This window comes from Leifsonia sp. Y862, from assembly GCF_057669585.1.
The window spans coordinates 340840-352871 of record NZ_JBYHFR010000003.1 but is presented as its reverse complement, the minus strand read 5'-3'; the positions used below and the strand labels follow the sequence as shown (position 1 = coordinate 352871).

Sequence of the window (12032 nt, the reverse complement as noted above, 5' to 3'; positions counted from 1 at the left end):
AAGTCAGGCGACGCGTCAGGTCACGGCGAAACGTCAGGCCGCACGGAAACGTCAAGCCGCGGCGTACCGACCGGCAGAACGTGCCTTCGCCTTGGCCGCTTCGATGTCCCTGTCTTTCGGCGGCGCGGCGCTGACAAGGTCTTCGAGCAGATGGCGCGAGATATGGGCGATCTCCGCAACCGCCCTGTCGAAGGCTTCAGTGTTGGCCTTCGATGGCTTGCTGAAACCGCTGATCTTGCGCACGTACTGCAGTGCGGCGGCGTGCACCTCGTCCTCGGTGGCTGCCGGCTCGAAGTTATAGAGCGTGTGGATGTTTCGGCACATGCGTTAACGCTAATAACCGATGCGCGAGTTGGGGAGGGGTTAGTCGTCGAAATCCCCGCGCACCCAGCCGATGTACCGGTGAAAGGATGTGTCGACGTTGGCGTGGGCATCCGCTTGGACGATGCCGAACGCGCTGTAGACCCGATCGAATTCGAGTGGGAGGACGTGTCGAGGAGTCGCTGGATTGCGCGCTCTGGCAGCGGAATGTTGTTCACGTAGCTCCGCATCGCATTGGTGGTGTGGTCGGCGCCCACCGCGATCGTGTCTCCGGTGAGCAAAGCGCCAGCGCCGTTCGCGCCCTGAGGCCAGTGCACCACGCTGCTGCCCGCGAAGTGCCCGCCGCATTGCAGCATGCGCACGCCGGGAAGCATCTCGATCGAGTCGCTCCACAGCCGGATTACGGGGTCTGGCCTGCGGATCCAGGCCACATCAGACTCGGCCACGTACACGGGGATGTGTCCGAAGGCGTGGCTCCACTGAATCGACGAGCCGGTCAGATGCGGATGGCTCGCCGCGATGACGTCGATGCCTCCCCGCTCTCCGACGGCTGCAATGCCGGCGGCGTCGATGAACCCTGGCGGCTCCCACAGAGGTTTCCGCCGTTCGTGCAGAGGAGAAGACCGCGTTGTCCGATGCCGAGTCTCGGGTCTGCGTTGACGCCGTGGAGGTTCGGTTCGAGCTCAGACACCGTGATCCGATAGCCCCGCTGTTCCAGCTCGTCTCGAGTGGTCCAGCTCTGACCAGATGCCGGCACGAACTGCCTCTCATCGGCGCAAATTGCGCATGTGGCCGGTGGCGCGTCGGAGTCAGGATGCTCGATGGCACACGTTGAGCAGCTCCAGATCGTCACTACTGTCCCTTCGAATGAATTCCGCGGCGGCTAGTCACGAATGTTTGCAACGGATGCTGCGGCGGCTCGTCAGGAATGTTGGTAACGGATGCTGCGGCGGCTGTCTGCTTCCAGTAATGGCCCTGCACCCCAGGCCTGGGCAAGCAGTTGGGCCGCGATCACTGCTTCTGCGAGCGGATGCACAGCCAGCGTTTCGCAGCACGGCGAACGCAGTGTCGATTGGGGCTCCCGTCATCCGTCATATGGATATCGGTCGCCTGGTGCGACCATTAACCAGTTGGACAAGAGGCCAGTTGGACAAGAGGCCAGTTGGACAAGAGGAAGGACGCGTCATGCGCTACTCACTGCTTCTGCACAACCCCGAGGCACAGGATGCCGGTGTCACCGAAGAAGACATGGCCCCGATGCGGGCCGCTTTCGACGCCTACGCGAAATCACTCGATGCGGCGGGTGTGCTGGTGTCTGCCGACATCCTGCAACCCGTCGCTGCCGCAACGACGCTCACGCTGCGCAACGGCAGTCTCCAGATCCAGGACGGCCCATTCGCTGAAACCAGGGAGCAGCTCGCCGGCTCCTTCGTAATCGATGTCCCGGATCTTGACGCCGCCCTCGCCTGGGCCGAGAAATGCCCTGGCGCCCAGTACGGCGTCATCGAGATTCGACCCTCCGCCATCGTGTTCCTCGACGGGCAATGGAACGAGATCGGCAGTGTCACCGCCTGATGCGACTGACATGACGCCGGAGGCGCGAGCGGCCGAGAGCGTTGCCCGCGCCTCCTACGGTCGGTTGCTGGCCATACTTGCCGCACCGACTGGCGATATTCCGAGGGCGGAAGACGCCCTGGCCGACGCCTTCGTCCAGGCGCTGGCCACCTGGCCGACCTCGGGCATCCCCGACAATCCGGATGCCTGGCTCCTCACCGTCGCCCGCAACCGGCAGCGCGATCGGTACCGTTCCGCAGTCGAGCGCCTGTCCGTGCCGCTCGACGCCACCGAACGCACGCGGAACAAGACCAGCATGATCAACGGCTCCTACTCCGACATAGACGTCGACAACGACAACGACATCGACAACGACATCGACATCGACATCGACGCGATCCCCGACAAACGGCTCGCGCTGCTCTTCGTCTGCGCCCACCCGGCAATTGAGGCCGGCATCCGCACCCCACTGATGCTGCAGACGGTCCTCGGTTTCGAGTCGGCGCAGATCGCACAGGCGTTCGCCATCCCGGCGCCGGCCATGGCCCAGCGCCTCGTGCGAGCCAAGCGGCGCATCCGCGATGCCCGCATCCCGTTCGTCGTGCCAGATCTGGCAGACATGCCGGCGCGACTTCCCGCCGTTCTCGAGGCAATTTACGGCTGCTATGCCATCGACTGGCAGCTCGCGTCTGGCGAAACTGTGCGCGACTCCCTGTCGGCTGAGGCCCTCTATCTGGCGACCGTTCTCGCCGATCTCCTGCCCACAGAGCCAGAGGTGCTCGGCCTGGCCGCGCTCCTCTACCTGTCGATCTCTCGAACGGATGCCAGGGCCTCCGACCCCAACGGAGCCACCTTCGTGCCCCTCCACGAGCAAGACCCGACGCGGTGGAACCCGGCACTTATTGCCCGCGGCGAAGACTACTTGCGACGCGCGCACTCGTTCGGCAAGATCGGGCGATTCCAGCTCGAGGCAGCCCTGCAGTCGGTGCACTGCGCACGCGCTCGAACGGGCGTCACCGACTGGGCCGCGCTTCGCACCCTCACCGACGCGCTCCTCAGGCTCGCCCCCACCCTGGGCGCCCTGGCCTCACTCGCCGCGATCGTGGGAGAGCTCGACGGCCCTGAGGCCGGCCTGGCCATCCTCGATGAGCCGGGAGGGCCGCCCTCTGCCGGCTCCGCTGACCGAGAGGCCTCCCCGCTCCAGCGGTTCCAGCCGGCGTGGGCGACCCGCGCGCATCTGCTGCACGCTGCCGGTCGCGATGCGGAGGCCGCGGCCGCCTACGAGAAGGCGATCGCCCTCACAACGGATGCCGCGCTCCGCCGCTATCTGCGAAAGCAAGTCGACCAGCTGTAGCGTTCCTCGGCGGTTGATTTCTCGGTGGTTGAGGAGGCCGCCGGGCCGTCTCGAAACCGTCGCTGGCTATTGGGATCGGCTCGTGTGGTTTCGAGACAGGGGCTCGCAAGCTCGCGCCTTCCTCAACCTACGGGTCATTTGCCTCACTGAGCGGCGCCGCCTACCCCGGTGTTCCCGTGATGTTCACCAGCCAGCTGACGCCGAACTTGTCGCTGAGCATGCCGAACGAGTCGCCCCACGGCGCCTTCTCCAACGGCATGGTCGCGGTACCGCTCGCGGTGAGCTTGTCCCAGTAGCCTCGCAACGTGGCCTCGTCATCGCCGCTGAGCGACACCGAATAGTTGTTGCCAGGGGTCAGTGGCATGCTGTTCGGGGTGTCTGCCCCCATCAGCACAAGCCCGCCATTGGCCGTCAGCATGCCGTGCATGACCTTGTTCTGCTCTGCGGGGTCGTCGCTGACCTGGAACTCGCCGAAGGTGCTTATCGTCAGGTCACCGCCGAACACCGACTGATAGAACTCCATCGCCTGCCTCGCGTTGTCGCGGAAGCTCAGGTATGGATTGAGCATGGTCGTCATGATGCGCACTCCTTCGCGTGGTCGGAATCCTGCGTGTCAGTACTCTGCGTGTCGGCACTCTCCGCATCGATGTTCCGCGCGTTGGCGTTGCACCCGACCGAAGCGCCCGACGCTCCGATTAAAGTCTCGTCACCCGCTTGCAGGTAACCCCCAAATCAGCCGAAAGCGCGCATCCGTGAACGCCATGCGTACGGCAAGAGCATCCGCGGCCGTCTGATCGCTTCCCGCCGTCGCGAAAACAGGACGGGTGCTCTGAGAGAGCGCGATCCGTCCTGTTTTCGGTGACAGCAGCGCGATTCGTCCTGTTTTCAGTGCAGGTCGGCACCCGGTCAGACGGTGACCCCGTCACGCAGTGGGATGCCGTGCGTCGTACTCCCTGAAAGCCGGTCGCATCTTGAAGAGCACAGCGATCACCGCCACAATGACCAGCCCGCCAAGCAGCGGGGGGAACCAGAGCGCCAGCATTGACGCCACGATGCCGGCGTAGAGGTCGCCGACGCGCGGCCCGCCGCTGACGACGACCATGAACACGCCCTGGAGCCGGCCGCGCATCTCGTCTGGTGTGGCCGTGAGCATGATGGTGGAGCGGAAGATCGCACTGACTTCGTCGGCCGCTCCCATGCCGGCAAGCGCGAGGCATGCCAGCACCAGCGCGACGACATTCAGCTGCAGGTTCGATGTATTCGCGGTGTCGCCGAGGCCCAGTTGCGTGACGGCGATGACAATGCCAAACAGTGCCGTGCAGATTCCAAACACGCTGATTGCCCTGGCGACGGCCAAACCATGCCGGTAAACATGCTGGATCCGACCACTGAAGAGGCTCGCCAGGAACGCACCGACGGCTGCCGCTGCGGTGAGGAACCCCACGGTGACTGCCCCGCCGCCGATGACGAGTGCTCCGATCGCGGGAAACAGCACGACAGGGCGCCCGAAGGTCATCGCGATGATGTCGAACAGGAAGCTGGTCCGCAGGTTGGGCGCTGAACGCAGGTAACGTATCCCGTCTTTGAGCGACTGCAGCCCTGGTTTGGCCACTGTGGCCAGCGGGGCCAGTCGTGGCAGCCCGATGATGCCGAGGAACCCGGCCGTGAAGAGCAGCGCATCGACGGCAAACGCCGCGGGCAATCCAACGGTGGCAACGAGAATTCCGGCCAGGGCAGGCCCGACGGTGAACTGGAGTCCCCCCGAGATTCCGTTGAGTGCTGTCGCCCGCGACACCATGTCGGCCGGAAGGAGCCGGGGAATCACGGCAGACCGAGTGGCAAGGGAGATGGTGGACGACATCGTCGTGATCGTCGTCAACACATAAATCGGCCACACCGGCACGTGGGAGGATCCGCTCTGGGCCTCCACAATCGACAACCAGACCAGGCCGAAGATGCTTACCCAGCTGACAAGCGACGTCACAATCAGCACCCGGCGCCGATCGAAGGCGTCGGCGAGCATCCCGCCCCACAGGCCCGCGAAAATCATCGGGATGAGGGCAATTCCGCCCACCAGCGACACCGCGAGCGTTGACTCGGTGATCGCATAGATCTGCAGGCCGACGGCGACGAGCGTCAGCTGGGCGCCGATGCCTGAAATCGCAGACCCGATCCACAACCGGGCAAAGACGGGCGATGAGCGCAGCGGTGCCAGGTCAACGAACTGACTCCTGAACGATGGTCTCGAGGAATTGGGCGTCGATCTCATGCGTCACTGCGAATCATTTGGCCCATTCTATGGGCAGCACAAACATGTTTGACGACGGCCAGAGCGCACAATTCGCCAGGTTACACACACCTGTCACGAGGTCGAGCTACGAACTCGAGCTACGAACTCAATGGCTGCTGCTGCCGCCCGCAATCCGGTTGATGAGCCCCGCCGCCTGCTCGATCGTCTCTGCCAATGACTGGTTGCCAGCCGAGCTGAACTGCTTCTGAAGCGAGAAGTGCAGTGCGCTCATGGCGAGGCAGACCACCATGCCGGCTTCGTCGGCCAGGTCTGGCGTGTCTATCTCTGAGCGGCCCTCCGCGCGAAAGCGCTCGCGCACCACGTCGGTGAGGCGTTGCTCCTGGGCCGCCATCCACTCCATATGCTTGCCCAGCAGTTCAGGAGAACTCGTGATCACGCGGAGGTGCGACTCAAGGAGGCTGGGATCCTGCGAGCCATCGACCAGCGCCTTCGAGATCATGCGCAGCAGGTCGAGCACGACGTCGTCGGTTCGGTCCTCGATGAACGACGTGGCCTCGGCATCCGTCATCGACGCCGCCCTGCGCAGGATGACGCCCTCCTTCGACCCGAAATAGTTGAAGAAGGTGCGCTGCGACACAACGCTCGCCTCGCAGATCATGTCGACCGTGACGTTCTCGTAGCCGTGCGTGAGCGCGAGGTCGATGGCCGTTTTCTCAATGGCCGCACGCGTGGCCGCGCGTTTGCGTTCGCGCAGCCCCACAGCGTGTTCAGTGCGGGGAGTGTGGCCGGCACTGGTCGCGACTGACCCCAGAGGGCCGGCATCAGCTGCGCCGGCCCTCCGGTCGTTCACGTGATCTTGCTCCGTCATGTCACCCATTCATACCCCGCGGTTCGCGAGCGAGCCAGCCACGAGCCAGCCACGAGCCGGCCACGAGCCAGCCACCGCGTTACTCGTAGCGAAGTGCGTCGATCGGGTTCTGCTTCGCCGCACGCCTGGCTGGCAGCGTGCCGGCCAGGAAGGCGATGAGCATCACAATTCCGATGATCGTCGCAACGGATGCCGGTGTGAACAGCATGATGTTCAGGCCGGGCAATGTCGAGAGCACGGTGCTCGAGAGGAAGGAGCTGATGCCCGTGCCGAGCAGGATGGCCACGAGTGCGCCAATCGCCGAGCCGAGGAAGCCGATGAAGATCGCCTCAAGGCTGAACAGGGCAAAGATCTTGCCGCTGCCCATTCCCATGGCCTTCATGAGGCCGATCTCGCGGGTGCGCTCCTGCACGCTCATGAGCAGCGTGTTGATGATGCCGAAGCCTGCAGCGATGAGCGCGATGACGGCGAACGCGTTCAGCACACCGATGATGCCGTTGATGACGGCCTGGATGGCCCCGATCTGGTCGGCGACGGTCAGCGCACTGTAGCCCTGGTCAGCCAGGTCGGCCTTGATCGCGTCGATCTGATCAGCGGATGCCGCACTGTCGATGTGCACGACAGCGAGGATGTAGCCGCTCGTGACTCCCGCAGGCATACCGGCGCGCTGCACGCTGTCGAGCGTGTCGCGGAGCTCCGAGTTGATGCCGACGCCTGAGCTGAACAGCGAGTCGTTCTGCACGCCCTGCACGATGGCGTCCTCGACGTGCTGGGTGCCCGCGTAGTCGGTGATGCCGATGGAAACGGTCTCACCGATCGCCGACTCAGCATCAGCGAATCCGAGGTTCTCGAGGTACGACTTCGGCAGCATGATCTGCTTGCCGTCTGCCGTGTCGTCGAGCTGGTCGCCCGCAGCGAGGTCAGCCTCGCTCAGCGTCGCCATCGGATTGACGCTCAGCTCGAATTTGCCGTTGTCGCCGAACTGAATGTAATCGGGCGCCAGCATCACGGCCGGCTGCACGTCGATGATTCCATCGGTCGCTGCGATGGCGTCGAGGTCGGCAGTGGTGAGCAACGACATTCCCTGCGCAGAGGTCTTCGCCTCAGGGTCGTACTCTGCCGGCCCGTCAGTGGTGGCCGCGGCATCCGCTGCCACGGAGACGGTCATCATGTCGTCGCCGCCGATGGATGCGACCTGGGTGTCGATGTAGTTCGAGACGCCGGCGCCGATGGCGCTCGTCAGGGTCAGCGTGAACGCGCCGATGAAGATCGCGATGACGGTGAGTGTGGTGCGCACCTTGCTGCGGAATGTGTTCGAGATCGCAGATCGGAGGATGTCAAGGAAGTTCATGCGTGGGCCCCTGCCGCAGTGACGATGGATTCAGGGTCGATATCGGGGGTCGCCTCACGCCCGTCCTTGATGAAGAATTGCCTGTCGCACCGCGCCGCGAGCTCGAGGTCGTGCGTGACGATGATGAGCGTGATTCCCCGCGTTTTGTTGAGCGAGAACAGGATGTCTTCGACGACGGCGCTGGTGGCCGTGTCGAGGTTGCCTGTCGGCTCGTCGGCGAAGATCACCGACGGATTGTTGATGAGGGCGCGGGCGATGACCGCGCGCTGCTTCTGGCCCCCGGAGAGGTCCGTTGCCTTGTTCTTGGCCTTGTCGGCGAGTTCCATCTGCTCGAGCACGGCCATGCCGCGCGCCTTGCGTTCGCGCGCGCTCACGCCGGCGATCATCAGCGGCAGCGTCACGTTCTCAAGCACTGTCGCGTTCGGCGTCAGGAAGAACTGCTGGAAGACGAACCCGAAGTCCTCATTGCGCAGGGTGTTGAGCTCACGGGACTTCAGCTTCTGGGCATCCCTGCCGCCGACGCTGATGGTGCCGGTGTCTGGGTCATCGAGGAGCGCGAGCAGGTGCATCAGGGTGGACTTGCCCGATCCGCTCTTGCCGACGATCGCGACGGACTCGCCGGTGTGCACGTCGAGGCTCACGCCCTTGAGCGCGTCGAAGCGGCTGTCACCTGTCCCGTAGGACTTCCCGATGTCGCGCGCCTGCAAAATGAGTTCTGTCATAGCGGCAGGCTAGCTGCAGAAGCTGAATATGTGCAGTGACTGCATCGAGCGTGGCGGTGCTGGCAGTCGCTCAGCTTGTCGGCCAGCTCTCGCCCAGCTGTCCGCCGCACCGATTCCGGTACGTAGTATTGAATGTCACCGTGTCTCACGGGACACCCGCGTCGTCTCTTGCCCTCTCAGTGGTGGTGCCGACCCTTTCCCGCACAGCGCGTCGGCATCCGCTTTCGCACGTCACACAACCAACGCCTGGACATCCGTCCTCGGAGGTACCGCGCATGACTCTCCCGCCATCGAGCACCGACCACACCGGGGCGACGAAGAAGCGCACCCTTCCGGTGATCGCGCTGGCCGGCCTGGTCGTGGGTTCAATGGTGGGTGCGGGCGTCTTTTCGTTGCCGCGCAACTTCGCGCAGTCAACCGGTGTGATCGGCGCGGTCATCGCCTGGGCCATTGCCGGTGTGGGGATGCTGACCCTCGTGTTCGTTTTCCAGCGCCTCGCCGTGCGTAAGCCCGATCTCAATGCCGGCATCTACGCCTTTGCCAAAGCCGGCTTCGGCGACTACGTCGGCTTCTTCTCCGCGTTTGGCTACTGGGCAAGCGGATGCGCGGGGAACGTCACATACTGGGTGTTGATCGGGTCGACCCTTGGCGCCGTCTTCCCTGGGTTCGGCTATGGCGACACGGTGCTGGCGGTCGTTGTCTCCTCGGCAGGGGTGTGGCTCTTCCATCTCCTCATCACGCGCGGCGTGCGAGAAGCAGCCATCATCAACACCATCGTGACGGTGGCAAAGCTGCTGCCCCTGGTGATGTTCATCGTCATCGTCGCCGCCATCGGCTTCAACTGGCCCACATTCTCGTTCAATCTCTGGGGCACAGCGCAGCCCGACCTCGGATCGTTGTTCGGCCAGGTCCAATCGACCCTGCTCGTGACGGTATTCGTGTTCATCGGCGTCGAGGGTGCCACCGTCTACTCGCGCTACGCCAAGAACAGGCGTGACATCGGGCGCGCGACCATGCTCGGCTTCTTGGGCGTGCTCGGACTGTTCCTCCTGATGAGCCTGCTCTCATTCGGCGTACTCCCCCGCAGTGAACTCGCTGTGCTGCGGCAACCGTCAGTGGCAGGGGTGCTGGAATCGATCGTTGGCCCGTGGGGATACTGGTTCATCAGTATCGGCCTGGTGGTCTCGGTGCTCGGCGCCTATCTCGCCTGGACCCTGATGGCATCCGAGGTGCTGTATTCGGCCGCACGGAACGAGGATGCGCCCCGCTTCCTGGCTCGAACCAGCGCGCGCGGCGTGCCCGTTGCCGCTCTGGTGTTCACCGCCCTGTTCGTGCAGCTCCTGCTGGTCGTCACGCTCTTCTCAGAGGATGCCTTTACCCTCATGTTGAAGATGTGCGGCTCGTTGGCGCTCATTCCCTACCTGCTGACAGCCGGGTACGCGTTGAAGCTCGAAACGCGAGCGAGCGACGACCCTGGTGGCCGGTCCAAGCGGGGTCGAACTGTGGCGGTGCTCGCGACGATCTACACGCTGTTCCTCGTGATCTTCGCCGGCCCCAGCTTTCTCCTGGTGTCGTTCATCATCTACGCCCCCGGAACCATCCTCTACGTCATCGCTCGGCGCGAGCGTGGCCTGCGCGTCTTCACGCCCTGGGAGTGGGTGCTCTGCATCGTCTCGATTGTGCTTGCCATCATCGCCATCATCGCTCTCGCGACGGGCCTGATCACCCTCTAGCCCAAGGGGTACCCTGCAGGGCATATCCGCTCGTGCCCGCTCCCGTGGCGTCGCAGCGAACGAGCCGGATGGAGGGCGGCGCGACATGGTGCAGGCAACGTGGCAGGAATTCTCCGACGAGATGACCTCGAAAGAGATCGCAATGCTCGAGGCGTTTCGATCACTTGCCCTTCTGCACCCCGACGTCGAAGAGCGCATTCACCGCACCGAACTGCAGTACGTGCGCGTGCGCATTTTCGCGGCATCCTTCATCGCGCATCACCGCCTCGAGCTTGCGATCGATCTTCTCCGCGAGGTCGATCATCCGAGGCTGCGTTCGTCGTTTCCCACCACGGAGACGGTCTTCACGCACCGCCTGTCGATCGAGCAGATCTCCGATCTCGACGCGTCCATCGAAGCGTTGGTCACAGAGGCATACGAGACGGTCGGGCCCGGGACGCGCTAAGCGCTCTGCATCACCAGGATCGGATCCGTCGTCGGCTGGTCTGAGCCGCCCTTCGGTTCCACGGTCACACCGACCGCATCGCCGGCCGACATGGTGCCGTCAAGCACGTGCCACGTTGTACCGACGGGCGACGGGGTAAAGGTTCCGGCCGATGCAGCACCGCCGTCGTCGATGTACCAGGCCTCGTAAACCTGGCCCGTTGGCAGTTCAGGGAGCCCATCGACCAGCACGGCAGACAGCCCGAGCGTGTTCGACCAGACGAGGGTGGCCGTGCCACCTGTCTCGATCGGAGCGGATGCGCGCTGGGCGTCATTCGCCGCAAGAATGTCGGCGAGCGCAGCGGCCGAGGCATCGATAGCGGATGGCGCGCTCTCACGAGTCACGATGCCGCCGACGACGCCCCCTCCCACGAAGAGCGCGACGGCGGCGACCGCGGCCACCAAAATGTTGGCCGGGCGAGTAAACCACCGCACGCGCGCACGCGTCTCGGCCTGCCCGGCGGCGGGAGAAACCGTAGCAGTCGCGGGCGCCGAGGCAGTCTCTGGCACCGAGGCAGGCGCGGGAAGTTGCGGCGTCGACGCGATCTTCGCCATCAGGTCGCTCTTCATCCACGCGGGCGGAGCAACAGGAGTGGCGGCCAGGCCAAGCAGGCTCGCAGTCTCCTGGAGGCCATCCGCTTCGGCCCTCAGTGACTCCGACGCGTCGGCCGCCTGCTCGAAGTCAGCCGCCTCGTCTGGGGTCACCGCGTCGAGCGCGTATGCGCCGCTCAGGTCGCGGGGGTCAGCGTCATCGTGGCCGGTGCCACGTGTGTTGTCGGTCATGATGCCACCCCCATTTCGTCTCGAAGCCTGATCATTCCATCTCGAAGTCTGGTTTTAACGGTACCGAGAGGTACTGAGAGAATCTCTGCAACCTCCGTATGGCTGTAGCCGCCGTAGTAAGCGAGCGTGATCGCCTCGCGTTGAAGCTCGGTCAACCGCGCCATGGCCCTCTTCACCCTTTCGTGCTCTATGCGGATCTCTGCTGTTTCGCTGACCTGGTCGTAGTCGGGCTCTGTGTCCCGCTTGCCGATTCGTTCGTCTCTGTCACGCCCGGCCTGCGATGCCCGCACCCGGTCGATCGCCCGGCGGTGCGCCATCGTCAGGATCCACGTCATCGCTTTTCCGCGTCCGACCTCGAACCGCGTTGCGGTCTTCCAGATCTCCAGGAAGACTTCCTGCGCCACTTCCTCCGACTGCGCGTGATCGACCAGCACCCGCCTGACAAGTCCGAGCACCCGCGGTGCTGTCCGGTCGTACAACTCGGCGAAGGCACTCTGGTCGCCGGTGGCGACGCCCTCGACGAGTCGATCAACGGTCGCCACTGCATCGTCAACGGCCTCGTCGACCTCGGCGTCGCTAGGTTCTCGATCATTGCTCACAAGCTCAAGCATG

The 12032-nt window shown here is 64.3% G+C and carries 13 protein-coding genes; 4 read left to right on the top strand and 9 right to left on the bottom strand.

All coding sequences use genetic code 11. From position 1 onward, the window contains the following. Positions 1 to 51: 51 nt before the first annotated feature. Positions 52 to 324, bottom strand: coding sequence for a DUF2277 domain-containing protein (locus tag AC25Z0_RS15950; protein ID WP_488133825.1), 273 nt, complete (start codon positions 322 to 324; stop codon positions 52 to 54). A gap of 493 nt (positions 325 to 817) precedes the next feature. Continuing rightward, complete coding sequence (locus tag AC25Z0_RS15945) at positions 818 to 1078, bottom strand: hypothetical protein (protein ID WP_488133824.1); 261 nt, start codon at positions 1076 to 1078, stop codon at positions 818 to 820. A 428-nt stretch (positions 1079 to 1506) separates the two neighbouring features. On the opposite strand from AC25Z0_RS15945, the gene AC25Z0_RS15940 reads away from it, so the two are divergent. Then, the gene (locus AC25Z0_RS15940; RefSeq protein WP_488133823.1) at positions 1507 to 1896 is read left to right on the top strand and encodes a YciI family protein; all 390 of its coding nucleotides are present in this window, start codon (positions 1507 to 1509) and stop codon (positions 1894 to 1896) included. Beyond that, positions 1883 to 3229: an RNA polymerase sigma factor gene (locus tag AC25Z0_RS15935; RefSeq protein ID WP_488133822.1), complete on the top strand. Its 1347-nt coding sequence runs from the start codon at positions 1883 to 1885 to the stop codon at positions 3227 to 3229. The genes AC25Z0_RS15940 and AC25Z0_RS15935 overlap by 14 nt, the downstream gene beginning before the upstream one ends. Positions 3230 to 3389: 160 nt before the next feature. Here AC25Z0_RS15935 and AC25Z0_RS15930 read toward each other — a convergent pair whose 3' ends face one another. From AC25Z0_RS15930 to AC25Z0_RS15910, 5 genes are all read right to left on the bottom strand, one after another. After that, complete coding sequence (locus AC25Z0_RS15930) at positions 3390 to 3806, bottom strand: VOC family protein (RefSeq protein WP_488133821.1); 417 nt, start codon at positions 3804 to 3806, stop codon at positions 3390 to 3392. Positions 3807 to 4151: 345 nt separating this feature from the next. After that, the gene (locus AC25Z0_RS15925) at positions 4152 to 5498 is read right to left on the bottom strand and encodes an MFS transporter (RefSeq protein WP_488133820.1); all 1347 of its coding nucleotides are present in this window, start codon (positions 5496 to 5498) and stop codon (positions 4152 to 4154) included. Positions 5499 to 5625: 127 nt separating this feature from the next. Then, positions 5626 to 6348 (bottom strand): TetR/AcrR family transcriptional regulator, encoded by a 723-nt coding sequence (locus tag AC25Z0_RS15920; protein ID WP_488133819.1) that lies wholly within the window; start codon positions 6346 to 6348, stop codon positions 5626 to 5628. Positions 6349 to 6427: 79 nt separating this feature from the next. After that, the gene (locus AC25Z0_RS15915; RefSeq protein ID WP_488133818.1) at positions 6428 to 7699 is read right to left on the bottom strand and encodes an ABC transporter permease; all 1272 of its coding nucleotides are present in this window, start codon (positions 7697 to 7699) and stop codon (positions 6428 to 6430) included. Continuing rightward, entirely contained in the window at positions 7696 to 8421 is a 726-nt protein-coding gene (locus AC25Z0_RS15910) for an ABC transporter ATP-binding protein (protein WP_488121069.1), read from the bottom strand. The genes AC25Z0_RS15915 and AC25Z0_RS15910 overlap by 4 nt, the downstream gene beginning before the upstream one ends. Before the next feature lie 275 nt (positions 8422 to 8696). Here AC25Z0_RS15910 and AC25Z0_RS15905 point away from each other — a divergent pair, with 275 nt between their 5' ends. Next, positions 8697 to 10154: a basic amino acid/polyamine antiporter gene (locus AC25Z0_RS15905; protein ID WP_488133817.1), complete on the top strand. Its 1458-nt coding sequence runs from the start codon at positions 8697 to 8699 to the stop codon at positions 10152 to 10154. Positions 10155 to 10239: 85 nt separating this feature from the next. Beyond that, positions 10240 to 10599: a DUF5655 domain-containing protein gene (locus AC25Z0_RS15900; RefSeq protein WP_488121067.1), complete on the top strand. Its 360-nt coding sequence runs from the start codon at positions 10240 to 10242 to the stop codon at positions 10597 to 10599. Here AC25Z0_RS15900 and AC25Z0_RS15895 read toward each other — a convergent pair. Next, a complete protein-coding gene (locus tag AC25Z0_RS15895; protein ID WP_488121066.1) occupies positions 10596 to 11420 on the bottom strand; it encodes an anti-sigma factor in 825 nt (274 codons plus the stop codon). The two genes, AC25Z0_RS15900 and AC25Z0_RS15895, sit on opposite strands and share 4 nt — an antisense overlap. Continuing rightward, entirely contained in the window at positions 11417 to 12031 is a 615-nt protein-coding gene (sigK, locus tag AC25Z0_RS15890) for an ECF RNA polymerase sigma factor SigK (RefSeq protein ID WP_488121065.1), read from the bottom strand. The genes AC25Z0_RS15895 and sigK overlap by 4 nt, the downstream gene beginning before the upstream one ends. Between the last annotated feature and the right edge of the window lies 1 nt (position 12032).